The following is a 23,639-nucleotide window of genomic DNA, read 5'->3' on the forward strand; positions in this document are numbered from 1 at the left end:
GCCGGGGCCTTTGTCCCCCTGCGCCCGCACCGCCACCGGATCAGACCAATATTCATGGCGCGGCATCCGCCCAAGTGCTGGCAGGGGCCCTGCGGCTGCTTCATAGTTGGCGCACGACGTGCACATGATCCAGCCATGACTCCGGACACCTGGGGGTAATCGCGCCCATGAGCAGAGCCCAACAGCCTTCCCGCAGAACGGTTCTGACCGTCGCGGTCGCCGCCGCGGTGGCCGGCGCCGCCACGCCCGCCGCGGCCGCCGCCCAGCGCGGGACCGCGACCGCCCGGGCGGTCGCCGCCGACCAGCCCGGCCGGGCGGGGGCCCGCCCCGTCGACTACCACGCCTGGACCACCTACAGCGAGTGGCGCACCGGCACCGCCCGGGGTGCCCGCGCGGTCTCCGGCCCCCGCCCCGGTGTGGAGATCGGCGCCCCCGCGGGCACCGTCGACTACACCGACCCGCACACCGGCACCACCGCGACCTGGGAGTACGCCACCTGGACCGCTCCGCGGTACCGGCTCACGGTCCCGGCCACCGAGGTCGTCTCCTCCTGGAACGCGCACACCCCCGACGGCACCTGGATCCAGGTGGAGTTGAGCGGGACGTACTCGGACGGCGGCGACACGCCCTGGTACGTGATGGGCCGCTGGGCGGCCGGCGACCAGGACATCAAGCGGACCTCGGTGGACGGCCAGAGCGACGGCAGGAGCAGCATCTGGACCGACACCTTCGCCATCGACGACGCGAGCACCGGACTGCGCCTCGTGTCGTACCGGCTGCGCCTGACCCTCTACCGCAGGCCGGGCACGCGGCTCACCCCGACCGTGTGGCGGCTCGGCGCGATGGGCTCCGACATCCCCGACCGCTTCACCGTCCCGGCCTCCACGCCCGGCCTCGCGCAGGAACTGGTGGTGCCGCGCTACTCGCAGGAGATCCACAAGGGCCAGTACCCGCAGTACGACAACGGCGGCGAGGCGTGGTGCAGTCCGACCTCCTCGCAGATGATCGTGGAGTACTGGGGCGGCCGGCTCACGGCCGAGCAGCTGTCCTGGATCGACCCGTCCTACGCCGATCCACAGGTCGACGCGGCCGCGCGCTTCACCTACGACTACCAGTACGAGGGCTGCGGCAACTGGCCGTTCAACGCGGCCTACGCGGCGACCTTCGCCGACCTCCAGGGCGTCGTCACCCGGCTCGTCTCGCTGACGGATCTGGAGACGCTGGTGGCGGCCGGCATCCCGGCCATAACGTCCCAGTCGTTCCTGAGCACCGAGCTGACCGGGGCGGGTTACGGCACGTCCGGACACCTCATGACGGTGATCGGCTTCACCGCGGACGGCGATGTGATCGCCAACGATCCGGCCTCGCCGGGGGACGACGCGGTACGACGGGTGTACAAGCGCCGGGAGTTCGAGAACATCTGGCTGAGGACGAAGCGGTACAACGCCACCGGCGCAGTCTCCTCCGGCACCGGCGGGGTCTGCTACCTCTACTTCCCGGCCCGCCCCAGCGCCCACCAGCGCAAGGCCCTGGCCGCGGTGGGGGTGCGCTGACCATGTGAGCAAGCTCATCGCCGCGTACGCCGTCGCGGGTGGCAAGGTGGACGGACGGGTGGGGGAGACCGCTCTGTACGTCCGACCTCTGTGAGTACCAGCATGACCGCACACTCCGCCACCGCCACCCGCGCCCGCACCGGCGGTCCCCGCGACAACGGGCCCAAGATCCTCGAACATGTGCTGGGCTGGGTGCTCGTCGTGGTCACCGCGATGCTGGTCACCCAGTTGGGCCTGCTCTGAATCCGGCGCCTACTCCAGGGACTTGATCAACCCCGGGGCATCGCCGTGCGGGAGGGCCCCGGCCCGGTCCCCGCTGACGGCTCCCGCCCCCAGGAGCAGTCCGGCGCCGATCACGGCCGCACACACCGCCGAGACCAGCGTCCGCATCCGAAGCCGCTGAGAATGCCGCATCGTGCCTCCTCGCATCCGTGAGAGAAACACCCGCACGCGCTGACGCGCCGGTCATGGACCGTAGGAGGACTAGACCAGTAGGTCAACGCCGGGGGAGCGGTTTCCGGCCGCACGGGTCGCGCGCCGGACCTACGGCGTCCGCTCCCGGAACCAGTGCCGCACCGCGAACCCGCGCCCCGACCCTCGCGGCGGCCCGCTGCGGGCCCACGCCTTCCGGCCGCGGCCACCCGGGCTCCTGACCTGGGGTCTCCCGGCCTCCCGCCCGCCGCTTCCGGCCAGCGCGCCCCGGAGCCGACACGCCCCACTCCGCCGAGCCCACTCACCCGACTCCGCTCCCGCCTGCCACCTGAACCCCGTGCGACCCAGCCACGGGGCCTTACGGCGCGTCGGGCCGTGGGGCTTTCGACCGCGATCGCCTGGACATGTGGGTCGCCAGACGCCCGGGGGCTGAGACGCCACACCTACTCATGCTCCGGCCGCCGACTGTCCCGCATCCCCAGCACCTCGCGTCCGGCCCCGGCCGCTTTGGTACTCCAGGCTCGGCCGGCGGGCTTCCGGCTGCGGTTGCGTCGGCAGGTCAGCCCCCGGAAGCCCCGGGGGGGGCTAACGCGTCGCACTTCGTCATGCTTTGGCCGTCGACTGTCGCGCATCCCGAGTGCCTCACGTCCGGCCCCGGCCGCTCCGGTACTTCAGGCTCGGCCGGCGGGCTTCTGGCCGCGGTTGTGCCGACGGGTCAGCCCCCCGGAAGCCCCGGGGGGCTAACGCGTCGCACCGTCATGCTTTGGCCGTCGACCGTCCCGCGTCCCGAGCGCCTCACGCCCGGGCCCGGCCTCTCTTGGCCTCCCGGCCTGCCTTGGCCTTCGGCCCCGTCGCTTTGGTACTCCAGGCCCGGTCGGCGGGCTTCCGGTTGTGAGCGTCTCGGGAGGTCGGACTCCGGATGTCCGGGTGGCTGGGGCGTTGCGCTTGCTCGTGCCTCGGCTGCTGATCGCTCCGGATTGCGGGTGTTCCGCGTCCGGGGTCGGCCTGTCCCGGCGCCCCGGTCCGGCTCGGCACTCCGACCCGCTCCATTCCGGTACTCCAGCTCCGGCGGAATCCCGGTCGTGGCCGGCCCCGGATTCCGGTTTGCCGGTGGCCGTGATGTCGGCTCCTGTGGTGGTCTCAGCCGTCCCGGAGACCTCCCCGCGACACCCCCGTCCCGCGCCCGGCTGGAATGTTTGAGTGAGCGGTCGTTAACTGGTGACGGGAGTCCGATGTTCGGGCATACTCAGCGCAGCCGCTGGTCAGCGGGCTTCCGTGATCCGGGAGTACGCGCCGTGGCCGTAACGGAACGATCAGGCGGAGCCGCCCTGACCCGTGGGCCGTGCCGCCGGTTCCCCATCAGGGAGGAGACCGACGCCATGTCCGACCGCGACCCGCAGCCGGTGGAGCGTCAATTGCCGACGGACGAGGCGAGGGACCTGCTCACCCTCGTCCGGGAGATAGCCCGGCGGGAGATCGCCCCGAGGGCCGCCGAGGAGGAGGACGCGGGCCGTTTCCCGCGCGAGGTCTTCACCCTGCTCTCCGAATCCGGCCTGCTCGGCCTGCCGTACGACGCGGAGCACGGCGGCGGCGACCAGCCGTACGAGGTCTACCTCCAGGTACTTGAGGAGCTCGCCGCGGCCCGGCTCACCGTCGGCCTCGGCCTCAGCGTGCACACCCTCGCCACCTACGCGCTCGCCACCCACGGCACCAAGCAGCAGCAGGTCGAACACCTCCCCGCGATGCTCGGCGGCGGACTCCTCGGCGCCTACTGCCTGTCCGAACCCGCCTCCGGCTCCGACGCCGCCTCCCTGCGCACCAGGGCCGTACGGGACGGCGACGACTGGGTGATCACCGGCACCAAGGCCTGGATCACCCACGGCGGCATCGCCGACTTCTACACCGTGATGGCCCGCACCGGCGAGGACGGCCCCCGCGGCATCACCGCCTTCCTCGTGCCCGGCGACACCCCCGGCCTCAGCGCGGCCGCCCCCGAGAAGAAGATGGGCATGAAGGGCTCGCCCACCGCCCAGGTCCACTTCGACGGTGTCCGCGTCGACGACGACCGCCGCATCGGCGAGGAGGGCCAGGGCTTCGCCATCGCCCTGTCCGCCCTCGACTCCGGCCGCCTCGGCATCGCCGCCTGCGCCATCGGCGTCGCCCAGGCCGCACTGGACGAAGCGGTCGGCTACGCCACCGGACGACGGCAGTTCGGCCACCCCATCGCCGACTTCCAGGGCCTGCGCTTCATGATCGCCGACATGGCCACCCAGATCGAGGCGGGCCGCGCCCTCTACCTCGCCGCGGCCCGGCTGCGCGACGCCGGCAAGCCGTTCGCCAAGCAGGCCGCCATGGCCAAGCTGCACTGCACCGACACCGCCATGAAGGTCACCACGGACGCCGTACAGATCCTCGGCGGATACGGCTACACCGCCGACTTCCCGGCCGAGCGCTACATGCGCGAGGCCAAGGTGCTCCAGATCGTCGAGGGCACCAACCAGATCCAGCGGATGGTCATCGCCCGTCACGTGGCGGGACCCGAAGCCCGCTGAACCGGTCCGCGCCGAACTGACCCGTACGCACCGTCGGCGCCGCCAGCCGCACCCACTCGGGGTCCTGGCGGCCCGGCAGGGTACGGCCGCGATCGGCCCAGGCACGCAGCAGATCGCGGTAGATGGGCGGGTCCTGCGAGGCGGCGGACCGGTCCGGCACCGCGGGGTGCGGGACGAAGATACGGCGCTGACGCCCGGTGACCGGGTGCAGGGATGTCATACCCGTGAGAACGCGACACCCGGCACACAGGTCACCGCCCGCCCGAATCGAGCGTCAGTCCAGGGGCGTCCGGCGCCGGACCGGCTCCGGTGCGCGGGACTCAGGCGGCCCGCTGGCGCATCTCCGGCACCCGCATCGGGCGCGAGCCCGGACCGCCGACGTGCGAGAAGGGCTGCGTCCGCCAGTCCAGGCCCTGGGGGAGCGTCAGCAGCAGCGCGGTGTCCTGCTCCTGCGGCGTGACGGACTCGTCCGCGGGACGGGCGTCGGTGGCCGAACGGCCCGTACCCGCGCACACGGTGAGCCCGAACGGGTTCCACGGCGAGGCGCACAGCGCGTGCTCCGGCAGGATCTCCTCGTCCGCCAGCAGCGCGATCGGCTGCGCGCAGTCCGGGCAGATCACCCGGTACATCTCCAAGGTGTCGTAGGCGTCCAGCTCGTCCTCGAAGGCGTCGGGTTCGACGCCCTCCGGCTCGGGCTCGACCAGCGGCTGCTGCCGCTTGGACGCGGATCGACCAGGGCGCTTGACACTCTGCATGGGATTCTCCCCCTAAGGCTGGGCCGTGAAAGGCTCGGCGGCCACGACCACAGCAAGCACTTCCCGTCCGCTCTCGGCGGTAATCACGAGAACATCACGGAGCCTGTTCGAACGGTGTGTCGTTCGTCACATGCCGCGCGCAGATGACCGTACCGGCATCCGAGGAGGGCCGTCGGCTGTCCGAGAAGATCGAACGCCCTGTAGGTTTTGGCGCCATGGAGGAGCTGGACCGTCAGATCGTGCAGCTGCTCGTCAAGGACGGGCGGATGAGCTACACAGACCTGGGCAAGGCCACGGGCCTGTCCACGTCGGCCGTGCACCAGCGGGTGCGCCGGCTCGAACAGCGTGGCGTCATCCGCGGCTATGCCGCGGTGGTCGACCCGGAGGCCGTCGGGTTGCCCCTCACCGCGTTCATCTCGGTGAAACCGTTCGACCCCAGCGCCCCCGACGACATCGCCGACCGCCTCGCCGGCGTGCCCGAGATCGAGGCGTGCCACAGCGTCGCCGGCGACGAGAACTACATCCTCAAGGTCCGCGTGGCGACCCCGCACGAACTGGAGGAGCTGCTGGCCCGGCTCCGGGGCCTGGCGGGTGTGTCCACCCGTACGACGGTGGTCCTCTCGACCCCGTACGAGGCCCGTCCACCGCTCATCTGACGACGCCCTGTCCGCCATGGGTGCCCCGCCGCACCGGTACCCACCGCCCCAGATGCACCACCCCGCGCGGTCCGAGAGAAACTGTCGCCTATGAGCGACCGCACCCTCCTTCTCCGCAACGGCGATGTCCACAGTCCCGCCGATCCCTTCGCCACCGCGATGGTCGTGGAGGCCGGCCATATCGCCTGGGTCGGGTCGGAGGGCGCCGCGGACGCGTTCGCCGACGGCGTGGGGGAGGTGATCGATCTCGACGGCGCCCTGGTCACTCCGGCCTTCACGGACGCCCATGTGCACACCACGGCCACCGGTCTCGCGCTGACCGGTCTCGATCTGAGCGCCGCGCCCTCCCTGGCGGCCGCGCTGGAACTGGTCCGGGAGTTCGCCGCCGCCCGGCCCGGTGACCGAGTGCTGCTGGGCCATGGCTGGGACGCCGCCCGCTGGCCCGGTGGCCGGCCGCCGACGCGCGCGGAGCTGGACGAGGCCACCGGCGGGCGCCCGCTGTACCTCTCCCGCATCGACGTGCACTCGGCCGTCGTCACCACCGCCCTGCTTGACATGGTCGGCGGCGACCTGCCCCGCACCGACGCGCCCCTGACCCGGGACGCCCATCACGCCGTACGCAAGGCCGCCTTCGCCGCCATCACCCCCGCCCAGCGCGCGGAGGCCCAGCGCACCGCGCTGACGCACGCCGCCTCCCTCGGCATCGGCTCGGTGCACGAGTGCGGCGGACCGCAGATCTCCTCCGAGGACGACTTCACCGGACTGCTGGAGCTCGCCGCCACCCTGCCCGGCCCCCGGGTCCTCGGCTACTGGGCCGAGCGGGACGTCGACAAGGCCCGCGAGCTGGGCGCGATCGGCGCCGCGGGCGACCTCTTCGCCGACGGCGCCCTCGGCTCGCACACCGCGTGCCTGCACGAGCCGTACGCCGACGCGGACCACACCGGCACCGCCTACCTGGACACCGACACCATCGCCGCCCATGTGATCGCCTGCACCGAGGCGGGCCTCCAGGCGGGCTTCCACGCCATCGGCGACGCCGCCGTGTCGTCCGTGGTCGACGGGGTGCGCGCGGCCGCCGAGAAGGTCGGCCTCGCCCGGATCCGGGCCGCCCGGCACCGCGTCGAACACGCCGAGATGCTGACCCCGGAGACCGTGGCCGGCTTCGCCGAGCTGGGCCTGATCGCCTCCGTGCAGCCCGCCTTCGACGCGCTGTGGGGCGGTGCGGACGGCATGTACGCCCGCCGCCTCGGCGCCGAGCGGGCCCGCACCCTCAACCCGTACGCCGCCCTGCTGCGCTCCGGTGTCCCGCTGGCCTTCGGCTCCGACAGCCCCGTCACCCCGCTCGACCCCTGGGGCACGGTCCGCGCCGCCGCCTTCCACCACACCCCCGAGCACCGGGTCTCCGTGCGCGCCGCGTTCACCGCGCACACCCGGGGCGGCTGGCGGGCGATCGGCCGGGACGACGCGGGCGTCCTGGTGCCCGGTGCACCCGCCGACTTCGCCGTCTGGCGCACCGGCGAGCTGGTGGTGCAGGCCCCCGACGACCGGGTGGCCCGCTGGTCGACCGACCCGCGCTCCGGCACCCCCGGCCTGCCCGACCTCACCCCGGGCGGCGAGCTGCCGCGCTGTCTGCGCACCGTGGTGGGCGGCCGGACGGTCTTCGTACGGCCGGGCGAGTGATCTCCGGGGGTGGCGCGGCGGCCGCCCCTCGCCCCGGGCGCCTCGCGCGACCTGCGCATCCTCCGCACCGTTCCCGGGCGGCACGGAGGACGCCCAGGCCAGGGGTCTGTTGACAGTCGGGAGCTGAGGGCCGGTAGGTTCGTGCGAGTCCACCACCGGACGCCCGACCGGGAAGCGTTCGCGCCCCTCCCCGCCGCGCCGCTGGGTCAGGGACGGCGCCCCCGCACCGGGGCACCGCCACTGGCAGCCAGGCTCAGCGCCCGCGCCGGCGGGGAAGCGTTCCAGCCGGTCGGCCAGGTGTGACCCGGGTGGGGCCCGGCCTCAGTAGACAACGGCTTTCGGTCGATCCGCAGCCAGCGGGTCCCAGGTCGGCCCGAAGGGCGCCGGGCCCCCATCCGTAGCACGGGGGAGGCAACCCACCCGGGCGGGGAATCATCCGAACAGTCGGAAGAGGAAAAGAACGTGCCGCGAACAGATCGGGAACATCCCGAAAAGCGCGTTCTTACCCCTCTCTTGTGCAATCGACACCACCATACGTACCAGCTGTCACGTCCACCCAGGCGGCGGCCACTATGGTGGACGCCTGCGTACGACCAGAAGGGGCAGCAGTGAACGACGGCGACGGGACCCTCGCGGCCAAGGCCCAGGGGAGGCAGTTCGGTCCGCTCGGCACGGCCTTGGTGATCATCCCGACCTACAACGAGGCGGAGAACATCAAGACCATCGTCGGCCGGGTGCGCAAGGCCGTCCCCGAGGCCCACGTGCTGATCGCGGACGACAACAGCCCCGACGGCACCGGCAAGCTCGCCGACGAGCTGGCCGCCGAGGACGACAACGTCCAGGTGATGCACCGCAAGGGCAAGGAAGGCCTGGGCGCCGCTTATCTCGCGGGCTTCCGCTGGGGCCTGGAGCACGACTACGGCGTGCTGGTCGAGATGGACGCCGACGGCTCCCACCAGCCCGAGGAGCTGCCCCGGCTGCTCACCGCCCTCAAGAGCGCCGACCTGGTGCTCGGCTCCCGCTGGGTGCCCGGCGGCCGGGTGGTCAACTGGCCCAAGTCCCGTGAGTTCATCTCCCGCGGCGGCAGCCTCTACTCCCGGCTCGCCCTCGATCTGCCGCTGCGCGACATCACCGGCGGCTACCGCGCCTTCCGCGCGGAGACACTCAAGGGCCTGGGCCTGGACGAGGTCGCCTCGCAGGGCTACTGCTTCCAGGTCGACCTCGCCCGCCGCGCGGTCAAGGCCGGCTACCACGTGATCGAGGTGCCGATCACCTTCGTGGAGCGCGAGCTGGGCGACTCCAAGATGAGCAAGGACATCCTGGTCGAGGCGCTGTGGCGGGTCACCGCCTGGGGCGCGGGGGATCGCGTCGCCAAGCTCACCGGCAAGGACAAGCGCACCCCGTAACCCCTTATCCGGCGCTGAGCCGGAGCCAGGCACACTGGGGGTATGACGACTGGCGCTCCGACCACCCCGTACACCGACCGGCCCCGGCGCTCCCGGCTGCGCAGGTATCTGCCGCTGGGGCTCGCCGGGTGGCTGGTGCTGGAGATCTGGCTGCTGACCCTGGTCGCCGGCGCGGCGGGCGGTATGACCGTTTTCCTGCTGCTCGTGGCCGGGGTGGTGGCCGGTTCCGTGGTGATCAAGCGGGCGGGCCGCCGGGCCTTCCAGAACCTGAACGAAGCGCTCCAGCAGGGCGGCTCCCCCAAGCGCGGCGGGGGCAACGGGCTGACCATGCTCGGCGGCCTGCTGCTGATCATCCCTGGCATGATCTCCGACCTCTTGGGCCTGCTCCTGCTGCTGCCCCCGGTGCAGAAGGCCGTGAGCCGGCTCGCGGAGAACACCTTCGAGAAGCGGCTGCGCGCCGCCGCCCCGGGCAGCCTGGGCGACGCCTTCCAGCAGGCCCGTATGCACCGCCCCGACGGCAAGGTCGTCCAGGGCGAGGTCATCCACGAGGACCGCGCCGACCGCCCGGGACCGGACGAGCGGCGACCGCCGCTGACCCGCTAGCCCGGAAGCATGACAGACCGCGGGCGCCGTACGTCCTGAAGAACGTACGGCGCCCGCGGTCTCGTGTATGTGCGCTGTGCGGCTTGCCCGCTATGCCGACTTGCGGCTGTCCCGGGGATGTACGGCGATGTTCATCGCCCCCGAACGCAGCACCGCCAGGCGCTCCTCAAGGACCTCTTCGAGTTCCTCACGGGTGCGCCGCTCCATCAGCATGTCCCAATGGGTACGCGCGGGCTTGGCCTTCTTCTCCTCAGGGCCGTCGCCGTCCACCAGGAGTGCCGGGGCCCCGCAGACCTTGCACTCCCACTCCGGCGGGATCTCCGCCTCGACCGAGAAGGGCATCTCGAAGCGATGCCCCTTCTCACATGCGTACTCCACGGCCTGGCGCGGGGCCAGGTCGATGCCGCGGTCCGTCTCGTAGCTGGTCACCACGAGGCGCGTACCGCGAAGAGCTCGCTCACTCATGAATCGTGCCTCCCGGGCTTGTCGCCCACAGGACAGGTGTCGCTGTCGTCGTCATCCGGTCAACGTCCGGTCGGCGGTAAAGATTCCCGTTCCGAGTCCCGTTCCGGGTCATGCGTCGCCGTCGTAGCCGCCCCTTGTTCTACCCACAGGCGCCCGGTTTGTCACATCTGCTAGCAGATGTCACCCAGCGTTTCGGCATCTTTGACGCGCAGTAACGGTACGCCTGGCAGGCCAAACGCGTACACTACCGCCCTTTCGTGCCGAGCGCTAAATCGGCGCTAGATCTTCTCGGGCACCGGGTTGCCCGCGGCGGCGATCGCCCGCCGTACCGGGACCCGGGCGAGCAGGGCGAATCCGATGATGAAGAAGGCCACCAGGGAGATGATCGCGGACCGGTAGCTACCGGTCAGCTGGTACGTCACACCGAACAGCATCGGGCCCAGCCAGCTCATCCCGCGGTCGCTGAGCTCGTACGCCGAGAAGTACTCGGCCTCCTTGCCAGGCGGCACCAGATGGGAGAAGAGCGAGCGGGACAGCGCCTGGCTGCCGCCGAGGACCATGCCGATCCCGGCGGCCAGCAGGAAGAAGTACACCGGCGCCTTCGCGGGCAGGAAGTACCCGGCGGCGAGCGTGATCGTCCAGGCCACCAGCGAGCCGAGGATGGTGCGCTGGGCGCCGTACGTCCGCGCGAGGCGTCCCATCGCCAGCGCGCCCGCCACGGCCAGCACCTGCACCAGCAGCACCGCCACGATCAGCGTGGACTGCCCGAGCCCCAGCTCCTGGGAGCCGTAGACCGAGGCCTGGGAGATGACGGTCTGGATGCCGTCGTTGTAGATCAGGTAGGCCAGCAGGAAGGACAGCGTCAGCGGGTGCCGGCGCATGTCCCGCACCGTCGCCGCCAGCTGCCGCAGCCCCGTCGACGGGACCCCCTCCGGCGCGGCCTCGCCCGCCGCCCGCGCCCGCCGGTCGCGCAGCAGCCGCAGCGGTACGAGGGTGAAGGCGCCCCACCACAGACCCGCCGAGGCCAGACAGATGCGCACCGCCTGGCCCTGGCTCAGGCCGAAGGAGTCGTGGGCCGAGTACAGGACCAGGTTGGCGACCAGGACCATGGCGCCCGCGCCGTAGCCGAAGGCCCAGCCGCGGGAAGAGACCGCGTCGCGCTCCTCGGGCGGGGCGATCTGCGGCAGATAGGAGTTGTAGAGCATCCCGCCGACGGCCGCCGCGGCATTGGCCACGACGAGCAGCACCCCGCCCAGCAGATACCGGTCGCCGTCCAGGAAGAACATGCCCGTGGTCGCCGCCGCGCCGGTGTACGCGGCCGTGGCCAGCAGCGGCTTCTTACGGCCCGTACGGTCGGCCGCGCTGCCCACCAGCGGCATCGCCACGACGGCCAGGATCACCGACAGGGACACCGAGTAGGCGAAGTACGACCCCGCCCGCACCGGTATGCCCAGCGGGTGCACATAGCCGCCGGAATCCGCCGCGTGCTCGGCGATCGAGGTGAGATAGGGACCGATGAAAACGGTCAGGACGCTCGCCGAATAGACCGAGTACGCCCAGTCGTAGAAGTACCAGCCTCTTTGCTGGCGCCGGAGATCGGCGGTCTCGTCCGCCACCCCCGCGCGCACGGTGTCGATCCCCATCGTGCCCTCGCTTCCGCTCCCCTGCGAAGGCAAGGGCGGCCGGTGCCGGGTCGGTTCAGACCCAGACCCCGCGCTCCTCCATGACCTTGCGCAACGTGTCGATGTGATCGGTCATGATGCCATCCACACCCAGGTCCAGCAGCCGGTGCATGCGTTCCGGTTCGTTGATCGTCCAGACGTGGACGTGCAGCCCGCGCGCGTGGGCGGCGCGGACGAAGCGGGCGTCGACCACCGGGACGCCCGACTGGGCCTCCGGCACCTGTGCCGCCACCGCCGAGCGGCGCACCGCGGCCGGCAGCCCCCAGGAGCGCAGCCGCAGGCTCAGCACCCCGCGGGTGCCGAAGGAGGTGGCGAGGCGGGGCCCGGCCAGCCGCTGGGCGCGCAGCACCCGTGCCTCGGAGAACGAGCCCACGCAGACCCGGTCCCAGGCGCCCGTGCGCTCCAGCAGGTCGAGCAGCGGCCGCAGCGCCGGCTCCGCCTTGATGTCGATGTTCCAGCGGACCTCGGGGAAGGTCTCCAGCAACTCCTCGAACAGCGGCACCGGTTCACGGCCGCCGACCCGCGCCCGCCGGACCTCGGACCAGGGCAGGTCGGCGATGCGGCCCGCGCCGTCGGTGACCCGGTCCAGGGTCGTGTCGTGGAAGGCCACGAGCCGGCCGTCCGCCGTGGCGTGCACATCGGTCTCGATGTAGCGGTAGCCCAGCTCCACGGCGCGGCGGAACTGCGCCGCGGTGTTCTCCACCCCGTCGGCGGCTCCGCCGCGATGGGCGAAGGCGAGGGGGCCCGGGTGGTCGAGGTAGGGGTGGCGTATCGCGGTGGTCACCGACGCAGTATCGCTCCGCGGGGTGTCCTTTCGGCAACGATCGTGCTGCTGCTCGATGCCGGGGGCAGGGCGAAGACCCGCAGGAAGAACTGGGCCAGCGGACCGATGGACAGGGCGTACAGCACGGTGCCCACACCGATGGTGCCGCCCAGCACGAACCCGGTGGCCACGACCGTCACTTCGATGATCGTGCGCATCAGCCGGATCGAGCGCCCGGTGCGCTGGTGCAGACCCGTCATCAGCCCGTCGCGCGGGCCCGGTCCGAAGCGCGCCGCGATGTACAGGCCGGTGGCCGCGCCGTTGAGCAGCACCCCGGCGAGCATCAGCGGGACGCGGGCGAGCAGCGAGTGCGCCGGGGGCAGCAGCGCGAGCGTCCCGTCCAGGGCCAGGCCGATGAGGAAGACATTGGAGACGGTGCCGAGCCCGGGGCGCAGCCGCAGCGGGATCCACAGCAGCAGCACCGCAGCCCCCACTGCGATGGACACCTCGCCGATGCTCAGCCCGGTGCGCCGTGCGAGCCCCTGGTGCAGCACCCCCCAGGGCTCCAGGCCCAGGCCCGAGGCGACGAGCAGCGCGGAACTCACGCCGTAGAGCGTGAGTCCGACGTAGAGCTGGACCAATCGGCGTCCTATATGTCCGGAAGTGGACACAGCATACCCCCCTGGGTAGTGGTAGTGGCCTGACGCATGTCACTCTGTGGCTTGGGAGGAAACTCCATCCATGGCCAATCCGGGGAAGGTGGACTGATCGCATGGCGCAGTGGACCTCGGCGGTGGGGGCCGCGCAGCTCGCCCGGCTGCTCAACTCCCAGCAGGAACGGCCGGCCGGGCCCGGCAGCCGCCGCCCGCCCGCCTACCGGGCGCTGGCCGACGGCATCCGGCTGCTGGTCCTGGAGGGGCGCGTCCCGGTCGCCGCGCGGCTGCCCGCCGAACGCGAACTGGCCCTCTCCCTCTCGGTGAGCCGCACCACCGTCGCGGCCGCCTACGAGGCGCTGCGCGGCGAGGGCTTCCTGGAGTCCCGGCGCGGCGCGGGCAGTTGGACCGCGGTACCGGCCGGCAATCCGGTGCCCGCACGGGGTCTTGAGCCGCTGCCCCCTGAGGCCCTCGGCTCGGTGATCGACCTGGGCTGCGCCTCGCTGCCCGCCCCCGAGCCCTGGCTCACCCGCGCCGTGCAGGGGGCGCTGGAGGAACTGCCGCCGTACGCGCACACGCACGGCGACTATCCGGCCGGACTGCCCGCCCTGCGCGCGATGATCGCCGAGCGCTACACCGCGCGCGGGATCCCGACGATGCCCGAGCAGATCATGGTGACGACCGGCGCGATGGGTGCCATCGACGCTATCTGCCATCTCTTCGCGGGCCGCGGCGAGCGCATCGCCGTGGAGTCCCCCTCCTACGCCAACATCCTCCAGCTGATGCGGGAGGCGGGCGCACGGCTGGTGCCGGTCGCGATGGCCGAGGGGCTCGCCGGGTGGGACATGGACCGCTGGCGCCAGGTCCTGCGGGAGGCCGCGCCTCGGCTCGCCTATGTGGTCGCCGACTTCCACAACCCCACGGGGGCGCTGGCCGACGAGGACCAGCGGCGCCGCCTGGTGGACGCGGCCCGCGCGGCGGGCACGGTGCTCGTCGCCGACGAGACGATGAGCGAGCTGTGGCTGGAGGAGGAGGTGAGGGCCGCGGGGATGCCGCGCCGGGTCTGCGCGTTCGACCCCGCGGGCTCCACGGTGATCACGGTCGGCTCGGCCAGCAAGGCCTTCTGGGCCGGGATGCGGATCGGCTGGGTGCGGGCCGCGCCGGACATCGTCCGCAGCCTGGTCGCGGCCCGGGCGTACGCCGACCTGGGCACGCCGGTGCTGGAGCAGCTGGCCGTCAACTGGCTTTTCAGCACGGGGGGTTGGGAGCAGGCGGTGGCACTGCGGCGGGCACAGGCCCGGGAGAACCGGGACGCCCTGGTCACCGCCCTGCGCAGGGAGCTGCCGGACTGGGAGTTCTCCGTCCCCCAGGGCGGTCTGACCCTCTGGGTCCGCGCGGGCGGCCTCTCCGGCTCCCGCCTCGCGGAAATGGGCGAACGCACGGGCGTCCGCGTCCCCTCCGGCCCGCGCTTCGGCGTCGACGGCGCGTTCGAGGGGTACGTCCGGCTGCCGTTCACCGTGGGGGGAGCGGTGGCAGAGGAGGCGGCGGTACGACTGGCCGCGGCGGCCCGGCTGGTGGAGACCGGGGGCACGGGGGCGGCGGCGGAATCACCGCGGACGTTCGTGGCGTAGAGCGCCCCGAAGGGGCGCGGGGAACCGCGCGACCGGCCGCTACGCACCCGCGCCCGAAGACCTACTCCGCCGCCACGGGCTCCGCGGCCGCGGGCTCCGCGGGAACCGGCTGCGCGGTAACCCCCTCCGCGGCGACCCCCTTGGTCAGGTCGATCGGCCGCGCCGCCTGCGCGACCCGCGGCGGCAACAGGTCCAGCACCGCCCGCCGATCCCCCTCACTCGTCGCGTCGTCGTACGGATCGGGCGTCCTCGGCACCTGGAGCCGGTGCACCGGACCGTGCCCCAGGCGGGCGTACCCCCGCCCCGGCGGCATCTGCGCCGGCGGTGTCGTCCGCGGCGCCGCCCCCAGCACCGCCTCCACCTGCCGTGCCGCCGCGGACCCGAGGGCGACCCGGGCCCGGGTGTGCTGCCGTACCGCGTCGCCGAGCGCGTCGAGGCCGTCGTACTGCTCGGCGACGACGACCGTCACATTCGCCGCCCGCCCGTGCCGCAGCGGCACCTGGAGCAGGTCCTGCGGGTCCTCGCGGCCGTCCACCTGCGCGAGGTGCGCGAAGACGCTCGGCCGGTCGAGGAGGATCCACAGCGGGCGCCGGGTGTCGGCCGGGGGCGGGTCGCCCGCCTGCCGGGCCAGGTTGATCGCGACCAGCCGCCGTTCCGTCTCGCGCGCCGCCCAGTCCAGGCTGGCCAGCGCCCCCGGCAGCGCGCACTCCACGGCCAGCACCCCGTCCCGGCCGGTCAGGCACGCGTACTCGCCGGTGCCCCCGCCGTCCACGATGAGGACATCGCCGTACTGAAGGGCTTGCAGGGCGAGGGAGCGCAGCAGGGTGGACGTGCCGCTGCCGGGCTGGCCGACCGCCAGCAGATGCGGCTCGGTGGAACGGGTGCCGGTGCGCCAGACGACGGGCGGGACATCGCGCTGCTCGTCGTAGGAGTCCCCGTAGTCCCCGAAGGAGAGGGGAAGCGTGCGCTGCACCTCGCTCGGGTCGGTGAAGCCGAGCACGCTCTCGCCGGGCGCGGTCACGAACCGCTGGGCCACGATGTCGGCGGGCAGCGGCGGCAGGACGCTCACGGTGAGCTGGTTGCCCACCTCGTCCCAGCCGAATCGGTACTCCCGCCCGCGCCCCGCCTTCGCGGTGAGCACCTGCTCGACCCGCGCGCGGGCCTCGGGCTCGCCGTCCGGGAAGTACGCGGGGTAGCGGAGCAGCAGCTGCCCGACGCGCCCCGCCTCGTCGAACTCGTGCGCGGGGAAGGCCTTCTCCCAGTCCCCGCCGTGCGCGTACAGCGGGGCGGGGTCCTCGGGGACGGAGAAGTACGGCACCAGCGCCTCGTACAGCGCCCGGAGCCGCTCGGTCTGGGACTCGTCGGGCCCCTCGGGCTCGGGCGCGGTGCGGTCGCGGCCCAGCCAGGCCGCAGCCGCCATCACCGTGACGACGGCGAGCAGCGGCCCGTACGGTGCCAGCGCCACCACCAGGACCACGCAGGCCACCAGGAACAGCAGCGGCCCGCGCCGGTCCTTGGGGGTGGCGGTCCATCTGCGCCGCCCCGCCGCGGCCAGCAGCCGCAGCCCGCGGGAGAGGGTGATCAGCGGATGGAGGACGTCGGTGGCGCTGTCGGCCGCCGTCCGGGCCAGCTCCCGGCTCCGGGCCAGCTGCGTCCGCGCGAGCTGCGCGCCGTCCTTGCTCAGAATGCGGGGGAGTGGGCGCCGGGCCACTGCTGTCTCCTGGTGGTGCGTGCGGGCGGGGCGTCGTGCGGTACCGGCCTCAGAACTTGATGCCGCCCAGGAGGCTGGCCAGGCTCTCCCCGCCGGCCTTGATGCTCGGCGCGATGGCCGTGCTCGACAGGTAGAACCCGAACAGGGTCGAGGCGCAGGCGTGCGAGCCCTTCAGGCCGTCCTTGCGGAAGTAGAGGAACACGACGGTGCCGAGCAGGACGACGCCTGACATGGAGAGGATCATTGGGGGCCTCCTGGTGTCGAGGGGGACAGTCACCATCAGTACTTCCAGGATCACAGCATGTGTCTATACGATAAAGAGCGCAACTGGGTAAATATCGTGACTATTCGCCCGTATGGTGGAGCCGATACGGCACCGCTGAGCAGGGCACTTGCGGCCGGCCCCGCCCGTAGCGATCTTTACGTCGGGCACAACGGGTCATGTGAGGCACGAGCCAGTACCCTTGCGGTTCACCTGAACGGTTGTAATGAGAGGCGGTCCGGCCGATGAGCGAAGCCCCCGACCCGGAGGTCGTGGAGCTGGCGACCAAGATCTTCGATCTGGCCCGGCAGGGACAGACCGAGGCACTCGTGGCGTACATCGACGCGGGCGTTCCGGCCAACCTCACCAACGACCGCGGGGACTCCCTCGTGATGCTCGCCGCGTACCACGGGCACGCCGGCGCGGTGCGCGCGCTGCTCGCCCGCGGCGCCGAGGCGAACCGGGTCAACGACCGGGGCCAGACCCCGATCGCGGGCGCGGTCTTCAAGGGGGAGACGGAGGTCGTCAAGGCCCTCCTGGAGGGCGGCGCCGACCCCGCCGAGGGCACGCCGTCGGCCGTCGACACCGCCCGGATGTTCGGTCGGGCCGATGTGCTCGAACTGTTCGGTGTCAGCTGACGCCGGGCTTCTGACCAGCTAAGACACAGAAAACGGGGGAGGCGGTACAGGGCCGCCGGAAATACGGTCGCGGCAGCACGCACCGCGGGTCATCATGACGACGTGATTCACGGACGCGATGGCTGGGCAGGTGTTGCCGCACCGCGCGGACCGTGATGCGGTCCGCATGGGCCACCGACGAGAGGCAGAGAGAAATGGGCTACAGCAAGCAAGAGACGGCGGGCGCTCCGACGTTGTGTCACGCGGCCAGGTAGTGCGTGTTCCCCGGTTGCGTCGACGCTTGATGTGAGGCTGTTTCCCATGTTCGATCCGGTCATAGCGCCCAGCGGTACGCTGCTCGGCCTGCTTCAGCGGGGCCGCGGCGACGGCACGCTGCACGCGCTCACCGCCCCCCGCGCGGAAGCGCTCGCGGCCCTGAACCACTGTGTGCTGCGCGATCCCCGCCACGACTGGCAGGTGGAGAACCGCTCCCTGTACTACGCCCGGCTCTTCCTCGACCTGAACGGCGAGCTGGACGCCGTCGAGGCACACCTCTTCGACCCCGAGGACCACCTGGAGACGGACGAGTCCCGCACCGGCCTGGCCCTCGCGGTGCTCGGCCATCTCGCCTCGTACGGCCGCCGGGACGCCCTCGACCTGCTGCGCCGGTACGCCGCCCAGGGCGCCAACTGGGCCTGGGCGCTGGACGAACTGGCGCTGCGCGACGACGACGCGGGGCTGCGCGCCCTCGCCGCCCCCGTGCTCGCCCGTTTCCCCGCCGACCCCGAGGGCGAGGCCGAGCTGGCCACCGTCGTGCGCGACGCCTTCGAACCCCGGCCCTGGCGGCTGTGGGCCGAGGATCCGCGCGACGGCATCGGCGCCCGGGTGCGGGCCGCCCACGAGGCCGGATGTTTCGACCGCTGGCAGCGGCAGATGCGGCCGACCGGGCCCCGCCCCGGCTGGAGTGTGAGCGCCGTCTTCGAGTGGGCCCAGCAGGGCCTCGACCGGGGCGCCGCCCTCCATGTGCCCGCCGCCCGCTGTCTGGTCGCCGTGGCCGGACCCGAGGACCGGCCGGAGATCCTGCTGGCCGCCCGCGCCGGCACCGACGGGGCCCGCTGCACCGCCCTGCGCTATCTCGCGGACGGCAATGATCCCGAGGCGCTCGATCTGATCGAGGCCGCGGTCGCCGACGGCACCTCGGTCGTCGTGGAGGCGGCCGTCGACGCCTTCGAACGGATGCGCAGTGTCGCGGCCGTGGACCGCGCCCGCGGCTGGGCCCAGCGCCCCGATGTGCTCGGCGCCGCCGCCGGCCGGGTCCTCGCCTGCCGCGGCGGTGCCCAGGACAGCCCGCTCGTGCTCGGCGCCCTGCGCGAGGCCGTGCGCGGCGAGGGCCCCGACGCGCCCACGCTGTGGACCCTGGTCGACGGCGCGGGACGCCTCGGCATCGCCTGCGCGGCGCCGGTGCTGCGCCATGTCTACCGCGAGACCGCCTCCTCCCACCTCCGCGGCCGCGCCGCCCGCGCCCTCGCCGCCACGGATCCCTCCTTCGCCACCGGCTTCGCCGTCGAATGCCTCTGGGACTGCGAGGAGACCACCCGCGAACTCGCCGCCCGCCACGCCGAGACCGGCGACACCCGGGTCGTCGAACGCCTCCGCCGCCTCGCCGCCGACCCGGCCGAGGAGGACGAGGTCCAGACGGCGGTCCGCAGCCGCTTCGGGCCGGACATGTCCGCGGGCTGAGGCCGACGCGGAGGCCGGGCCGGGCCCGCGTACATCATCGGGACGGGCTCGCGTACGACGCCACGGCCTCCGTACGCCGCGAGGGGCCTGCGTAGTCGACGTGCCGTGTGACAGGTCCGCGTACTCGACGCGCGCCGGCGCACACCACCGGCGCGTCCGCCCTCGGTACGAACACCGAAGGCCCTGGACGCGAACGCCGCCGGGCCCCTGCCCGAGCACCAGGCCCCGCGTGAACACCGGGTTCCCGGGTGAACGCCGAGTGACCCTCGGACCAGCGCCCCATGGCGTCGTCCGATCCTTCCGCCCGTGGCGTACAACGCTCACGGGACGTTCCCCGGGCGGAAAGATCGACGTTGACGCGGCCACGTCCGGTGCGGCGACAACACCCGTATGCGTGTCGTCATCGTGACCGAATCCTTCCCCCCCGATGTGAACGGCGTGGCCCACTGCGCGCTTCAGACCGCCCGGCACCTCGTAGATCGCGGTCACCACCCGCTCGTCGTCGCCCCCGCCCCCGCACCCGGCACCGCCCCCGACACGGACGCCCCGTGTCCGGTCGTCCGGATCCCCTCCCTCCCGCTCCCCGGCTACCCCCAGGTCCGCGTCGCCCTGCCCAGCCGGCGTCTGGCCGCGGCCCTGGTGACACACCGGCCCGATGTGGCGCACCTCGCCAGCCCCTTCGTCCTCGGCGCGCGCGGGATGGCGGTGGCCGCCCGGCTCGGTCTGCCCGCGGTGGCCGTCTACCAGACCGACCTCGCCGGTTACGCCCGCACCTACATGGGCGCCGGGGAGGCCGCCGCCTGGCGCAGGATCCGCTCCGTGCACGCCGCCGCCGACCGCACCCTCGCCCCCTCCAGCGCCGCCCTGGGCGATCTGGAGACGCACGGGGTGCCCCGGGTGCGGCTGTGGCCGCGCGGCGTGGACACCGTACGTTTTCGGCCGGACCGGCGGGACGAGGAGCTGCGCCGGGAACTCGCTCCGAACGGTGAGCTGATCGTCGGCTATGTCGGCCGGCTCGCCCCCGAGAAGCACGTCGAACTGCTCGCCGGTGTCTGCGCTCTGGACGGCGTCCGGCTCGTGGTCGTCGGCGACGGACCCAGCCACGCCCACCTGACCGAGGCGCTGCCCGGTGCCGTCTTCCTGGGCCGCCGTACCGGCGACGACCTGGCGCGGATCTTCGCCTCGCTGGACGTGTTCGCGCACACAGGCCCGTTCGAGACCTTCTGCCAGACCGTGCAGGAGGCCATGGCCAGCGGCGTCCCCGTCGTCGCGCCGGCCGTCGGCGGACCGCTCGACCTGGTGGACCACGGCCGTACCGGACTGCTGGTGCCGCCGCGCGACGCCGAGGCCGTTCAGGGCGCCGTGCGCTCCCTGGCCGAGGACCCCGCGCGCCGGAACGCGTTCGGCGCCGCCGCCCGCACCCTGGTCGAGGGCCGTACCTGGGCCGCCGTGGGCGACCGGCTGATCGGACACTACGAGGACGTGCTCGCCGGGCGCCGGACGGCGGTGGCGGCATGAGCGCCCGGCCGCTGCGCATCGTCCGGCTCGCCAACTTCGTCGCGCCCGCCTCCGGTGGTCTGCGCACCGCCCTGCGCGAACTGGGCAAGGGCTTCCTGGCGGCGGGACATGAACCGGTGCTGATCGTGCCCGGTGCACGGCACACCGACACCGACACCGAGCAGGGCCGTGTCATCACCCTGCCCGGACCGCTGCTCCCCGGCACCGGCGGCTACCGCGTGCTGACCGACCGGCGCCGCCTCACCGCCCTCCTGGAGGACCTCGGCCCCGACCGGCTGGAGGTCTCCGACCGGACCACCCTGCGCTGGACCGGGCGCTGGGCCCGCCGGGCGCGGGTGCCCGCCGTGATGGTGTCCCACGAGACCGCCGACGGTGTGCTGCGCACCTGGGGCCTGCCCGAACACCTGTCGAAGCGGGCCGCGGACGCCCTCAACACCCGTACCGCGCATGTCTATTCACGCGTGGTGTGCACCACCGAGTACGCCGAGCGCGAGTTCGTCCGCATCGGCGCGCGCAATGTCATACGCGCCCCCCTGGGCGTCGATCTGACCGCCCGCCACCCCGCGCTGCGCGACCCCGGCGTGCGCACACGACACGCGCGCGGGGGAGAGGCACTGCTGGTGATGTGCTCCCGGCTGTCCGTGGAGAAGCGCCCCGGCACCGCGCTCGACACCCTGGAGGCGTTGATACGACGCGGCCGGCCGGCGGTGCTGGTGGTCGCGGGGGACGGGCCGCTGCGGGCCCGCCTTGAGCAGCGCGCCCGGGAACGGGGGCTGCCGGTGACCTTCCTCGGGCACCTCTCCGACCGGGCCGCGCTCGGCGCGCTCCAGGCCACCGCCGATCTCGCGCTCGCCCCCGGGCCCGCCGAGACCTTCGGGCTCGCCGCCCTGGAGGCGATGGCCTGCGGCACGCCCGTGGTGGCCAGCGCCTCCTCCGCGCTGCCCGAGGTCATCGGGTCGGCCGGGGCGACCGCGGCCGACCACGGAGAGGCGTTCGCCGACGCCGTCGAACTGCTCCTGGACCGGCCCGAGTCCGAGCGCCGGGAGGCGGCACGCGCGCGGGCCGAGTGCTTCGGCTGGGGCACGGCGGTCGAGGCGTTCCTCGCCGCCCACGACACGGAGGTGCTGGATCGCGCCGCGGGGCGTACGGGCGGCCGGGACGGCACCCGCCGGGGCGTCCCGGAGGGCGTGGCATGAGACCCGTCCGCTTCGTCGCCCTCGGGGACTCGCTGACCGAGGGCGTGGGCGACCTCACCGAGGACGGCCCGCGGGGCTGGGCCGCGCTGCTCGCGCCCTCGCTCGGCGCGGGCACGGAGTTCACCAACCTCGCGGTCAGCGGCGCGCAGACCCGGGACGTGCTGGAACGGCAGACCCCGGCCGCCCTCGCGCTGCGCCCCGATCTGGTCGCGGTGGTCGTCGGCGTCAACGACACCCTGCGCCACACCTTCGACATCCACGCGGTGGCCGCCCGCCTCGACCAGGTCTACGCGGCCTGTGCCCGCGAGGGCGCCACCCTGCTCACCGCCTGCCTGCCCGACCCCGGCGCGATGCTCGGCCTGCCGAGCGCCCTGGCCGCCCCGCTGGCCCGGCGCCAGCGGGCGGTCAACGCGGTCGTACACGCCCTGTCCGAACGGTACGGCGCCCTGCATCTGGACGCGTCCGACGGCGGCTGGATCGCCGACCGGGCCCTGTGGAGCGCGGACCGGCTGCACCCCGGCGAACGCGGCCACCGGCGGCTGGCCGCCCGCTTCCACACGCTGCTCACCGCCGCGGGCCACGCTACGGGCCGGCCCCCGTCCCTGGAACCGGAGTCCCCCGCCCCGACCCGCGCCGCGAGCCTGCTGTGGCTGGCCACCGCGGGCACCGCCTGGGTGGCCCGGCGCTGCCGCGATCTGCTGCCCCAGCTGCTGCGACTCGCCCTGGAGGAACTGCGCCACAGTGCCCGTGGCACCGGCGCCGACCTCGACGTGGCCGCCTCGGCCGCGGTCGCCGCCGCGCTGGCCGCGCTTTCGGAGCGGCGCCCGGCCCGGACGCCGGCCGGGGCGCACGCCCCGACCGGACTCCCGTCGCGCGCCGTACTGCCCGGATCCGGGCCGCTCGACCTGGAGGTCGGTATCAGCTGACCTCGGCTCCGGCCGCCGGGCGGGTGCCGTCCGGCTCGGCCGGGGTCAGCGAACGCGGGATCAGGGACAGGCCGTGCGCGACCCCCGCCGGCTCTCCCGCTTCGGCAATGCCACCCGGCAGGCGGAGACCTACCGGCGCGGCCGGGTGCTACTGGCCGGGGACGCCGCCCATATGCACTTCCCGGCGGGCGGCCCCGGACTGAATGTGGGGGTGCAGGACGCCACCAACCTCGGCTGGAAGCTGGCCGCCGTCCTCCGGGGCACCGCCACGGACGGCCTCCTGGACAGCTACCACGGCGAGCGCCATCCGGTCGGCGCCGAGCTGCTGCTCAACACCCGCGCGCAGACCGCCCTGATGACCACCTACGCCCCGGAGGGGCAGGCACTCCGCGGGCTGCTCGGCGAATTCATCGCCACGGTCCCGGAGTTCAGCCAGGCCCTCGCCGAGCGGATGTCGGGTCTCTCCGTGGTCTACCCCCCGGCCGAGGGCGCCTCGGCCCATCCGCTGACCGGCCGCCGGGCGCCCGACCTCCGGTTCGCGGACGGGCGGCGGCTGTTCGAGCTGCTGCGCGGTGGCGGCCGGGTCCTGCTGGACCTGACCGGCGGGGCGGCGGCAGGACTGCCCGGGCGAACACCGGACACCGTCGTGCACACCGCACCGCTCGCCCCGCACGACCGGGACGCCTGGCGGCGGGTGACCGCGGCACTGGTACGCCCCGACGGCCATGTGGCCTGGGCCGCCGAGGAGACCGACCCGGAGACGCTCACCCGGTCCATGTCCGGGGCTCTCACCGCGATGGCGGGTCAGGGGGCGGCCGCTGTGCGGTGACACGGTGCC

The 23,639-nt window shown here is 73.4% G+C and carries 23 protein-coding genes; 14 read left to right on the forward strand and 9 right to left on the reverse strand.

Going from position 1 to position 23,639, the window contains the following annotated elements; genetic code table 11:
• Window positions 1–167 precede the first annotated feature (167 nt).
• Window positions 168–1,553: a peptidase C39 family protein gene (locus HEP81_RS31630; protein ID WP_037650931.1), complete on the forward strand. Its 1,386-nt coding sequence runs from the start codon at window positions 168–170 to the stop codon at window positions 1,551–1,553.
• Window positions 1,554–1,655: 102 nt separating this feature from the next.
• On the forward strand, window positions 1,656–1,796 hold the full coding sequence (locus HEP81_RS31635) for an SCO1431 family membrane protein (RefSeq protein WP_106979826.1): 141 nt from the start codon (window positions 1,656–1,658) through the stop codon (window positions 1,794–1,796).
• A 9-nt stretch (window positions 1,797–1,805) separates the two neighbouring features.
• On the opposite strand, the gene HEP81_RS31640 is transcribed toward HEP81_RS31635, so the two are convergent.
• Complete coding sequence (locus HEP81_RS31640; protein WP_157854311.1) at window positions 1,806–1,967, reverse strand: hypothetical protein; 162 nt, start codon at window positions 1,965–1,967, stop codon at window positions 1,806–1,808.
• Window positions 1,968–3,364: 1,397 nt separating this feature from the next.
• On the opposite strand from HEP81_RS31640, the gene HEP81_RS31645 reads away from it, so the two are divergent.
• The gene (locus HEP81_RS31645) at window positions 3,365–4,537 is read left to right on the forward strand and encodes an acyl-CoA dehydrogenase family protein (protein ID WP_037650929.1); all 1,173 of its coding nucleotides are present in this window, start codon (window positions 3,365–3,367) and stop codon (window positions 4,535–4,537) included.
• Here the strand turns inward: HEP81_RS31645 and HEP81_RS31650 are convergent.
• The gene (locus tag HEP81_RS31650) at window positions 4,500–4,757 is read right to left on the reverse strand and encodes a hypothetical protein (protein WP_037650926.1); all 258 of its coding nucleotides are present in this window, start codon (window positions 4,755–4,757) and stop codon (window positions 4,500–4,502) included. The genes HEP81_RS31645 and HEP81_RS31650 overlap by 38 nt on opposite strands.
• Before the next feature lie 100 nt (window positions 4,758–4,857).
• On the reverse strand, window positions 4,858–5,292 hold the full coding sequence (locus HEP81_RS31655) for a uroporphyrinogen-III synthase (protein WP_037650925.1): 435 nt from the start codon (window positions 5,290–5,292) through the stop codon (window positions 4,858–4,860).
• A gap of 215 nt (window positions 5,293–5,507) precedes the next feature.
• Between HEP81_RS31655 and HEP81_RS31660 the strand changes: the two genes are divergently transcribed.
• The 4 genes from HEP81_RS31660 (at window position 5,508) to fxsA (ending at window position 9,637) form a co-directional block, all read left to right on the forward strand.
• Complete coding sequence (locus HEP81_RS31660; RefSeq protein WP_037650922.1) at window positions 5,508–5,948, forward strand: Lrp/AsnC family transcriptional regulator; 441 nt, start codon at window positions 5,508–5,510, stop codon at window positions 5,946–5,948.
• A 90-nt stretch (window positions 5,949–6,038) separates the two neighbouring features.
• Window positions 6,039–7,628, forward strand: a complete 1,590-nt coding sequence (locus tag HEP81_RS31665) for an amidohydrolase (protein ID WP_037650920.1) — start codon at window positions 6,039–6,041, stop codon at window positions 7,626–7,628.
• Window positions 7,629–8,236: 608 nt separating this feature from the next.
• A complete protein-coding gene (locus HEP81_RS31670; RefSeq protein ID WP_037650918.1) occupies window positions 8,237–9,034 on the forward strand; it encodes a polyprenol monophosphomannose synthase in 798 nt (265 codons plus the stop codon).
• Between the two features lie 42 nt (window positions 9,035–9,076).
• Window positions 9,077–9,637: an FxsA family membrane protein gene (gene fxsA, locus HEP81_RS31675; protein ID WP_037650916.1), complete on the forward strand. Its 561-nt coding sequence runs from the start codon at window positions 9,077–9,079 to the stop codon at window positions 9,635–9,637.
• A 90-nt stretch (window positions 9,638–9,727) separates the two neighbouring features.
• On the opposite strand, the gene HEP81_RS31680 is transcribed toward fxsA, so the two are convergent.
• The 4 genes from HEP81_RS31680 to yczE all read right to left on the reverse strand — a co-directional run bounded on the left by HEP81_RS31680 (window position 9,728) and on the right by yczE (window position 13,188).
• On the reverse strand, window positions 9,728–10,102 hold the full coding sequence (locus HEP81_RS31680) for an RNA polymerase-binding protein RbpA (RefSeq protein ID WP_009187548.1): 375 nt from the start codon (window positions 10,100–10,102) through the stop codon (window positions 9,728–9,730).
• Between the two features lie 278 nt (window positions 10,103–10,380).
• Entirely contained in the window at window positions 10,381–11,745 is a 1,365-nt protein-coding gene (locus HEP81_RS31685) for an MFS transporter (protein ID WP_037650914.1), read from the reverse strand.
• A gap of 55 nt (window positions 11,746–11,800) precedes the next feature.
• Window positions 11,801–12,568, reverse strand: coding sequence for a glycerophosphodiester phosphodiesterase family protein (locus HEP81_RS31690; protein WP_037650912.1), 768 nt, complete (start codon window positions 12,566–12,568; stop codon window positions 11,801–11,803).
• Window positions 12,565–13,188: a membrane protein YczE gene (gene yczE, locus HEP81_RS31695; RefSeq protein WP_243279644.1), complete on the reverse strand. Its 624-nt coding sequence runs from the start codon at window positions 13,186–13,188 to the stop codon at window positions 12,565–12,567. The genes HEP81_RS31690 and yczE overlap by 4 nt, the downstream gene beginning before the upstream one ends.
• A gap of 131 nt (window positions 13,189–13,319) precedes the next feature.
• Between yczE and HEP81_RS31700 the strand changes: the two genes are divergently transcribed.
• Complete coding sequence (locus HEP81_RS31700; protein WP_037650909.1) at window positions 13,320–14,831, forward strand: SCO1417 family PLP biosynthesis transcription factor; 1,512 nt, start codon at window positions 13,320–13,322, stop codon at window positions 14,829–14,831.
• Between the two features lie 61 nt (window positions 14,832–14,892).
• On the opposite strand, the gene HEP81_RS31705 is transcribed toward HEP81_RS31700, so the two are convergent.
• Together HEP81_RS31705 and HEP81_RS31710 are read right to left on the reverse strand one after the other, a co-directional pair.
• Window positions 14,893–16,542: a P-loop NTPase family protein gene (locus tag HEP81_RS31705; RefSeq protein WP_037650907.1), complete on the reverse strand. Its 1,650-nt coding sequence runs from the start codon at window positions 16,540–16,542 to the stop codon at window positions 14,893–14,895.
• A gap of 49 nt (window positions 16,543–16,591) precedes the next feature.
• A complete protein-coding gene (locus HEP81_RS31710) occupies window positions 16,592–16,786 on the reverse strand; it encodes a hypothetical protein (RefSeq protein ID WP_037650905.1) in 195 nt (64 codons plus the stop codon).
• A 263-nt stretch (window positions 16,787–17,049) separates the two neighbouring features.
• Between HEP81_RS31710 and HEP81_RS31715 the strand changes: the two genes are divergently transcribed.
• From HEP81_RS31715 to HEP81_RS31740, 6 genes are all read left to right on the forward strand, one after another.
• Window positions 17,050–17,442: an ankyrin repeat domain-containing protein gene (locus tag HEP81_RS31715; RefSeq protein ID WP_037650903.1), complete on the forward strand. Its 393-nt coding sequence runs from the start codon at window positions 17,050–17,052 to the stop codon at window positions 17,440–17,442.
• A 300-nt stretch (window positions 17,443–17,742) separates the two neighbouring features.
• On the forward strand, window positions 17,743–19,161 hold the full coding sequence (locus HEP81_RS31720) for a hypothetical protein (protein ID WP_037650902.1): 1,419 nt from the start codon (window positions 17,743–17,745) through the stop codon (window positions 19,159–19,161).
• A gap of 390 nt (window positions 19,162–19,551) precedes the next feature.
• Window positions 19,552–20,679: a glycosyltransferase family 4 protein gene (locus HEP81_RS31725; RefSeq protein ID WP_037650900.1), complete on the forward strand. Its 1,128-nt coding sequence runs from the start codon at window positions 19,552–19,554 to the stop codon at window positions 20,677–20,679.
• On the forward strand, window positions 20,676–21,875 hold the full coding sequence (locus HEP81_RS31730) for a glycosyltransferase (RefSeq protein ID WP_037650898.1): 1,200 nt from the start codon (window positions 20,676–20,678) through the stop codon (window positions 21,873–21,875). The genes HEP81_RS31725 and HEP81_RS31730 overlap by 4 nt, the downstream gene beginning before the upstream one ends.
• Window positions 21,872–22,801: an SGNH/GDSL hydrolase family protein gene (locus tag HEP81_RS31735; protein ID WP_078967119.1), complete on the forward strand. Its 930-nt coding sequence runs from the start codon at window positions 21,872–21,874 to the stop codon at window positions 22,799–22,801. The genes HEP81_RS31730 and HEP81_RS31735 overlap by 4 nt, the downstream gene beginning before the upstream one ends.
• Before the next feature lie 73 nt (window positions 22,802–22,874).
• Entirely contained in the window at window positions 22,875–23,630 is a 756-nt protein-coding gene (locus HEP81_RS31740; protein WP_051849842.1) for an FAD-dependent monooxygenase, read from the forward strand.
• The last annotated feature ends 9 nt before the right edge of the window (window positions 23,631–23,639 follow it).

It is taken from the genome of Streptomyces griseofuscus (assembly GCF_014673495.1).
Classification (GTDB): Bacteria; Actinomycetota; Actinomycetes; order Streptomycetales; family Streptomycetaceae; genus Streptomyces; species Streptomyces murinus.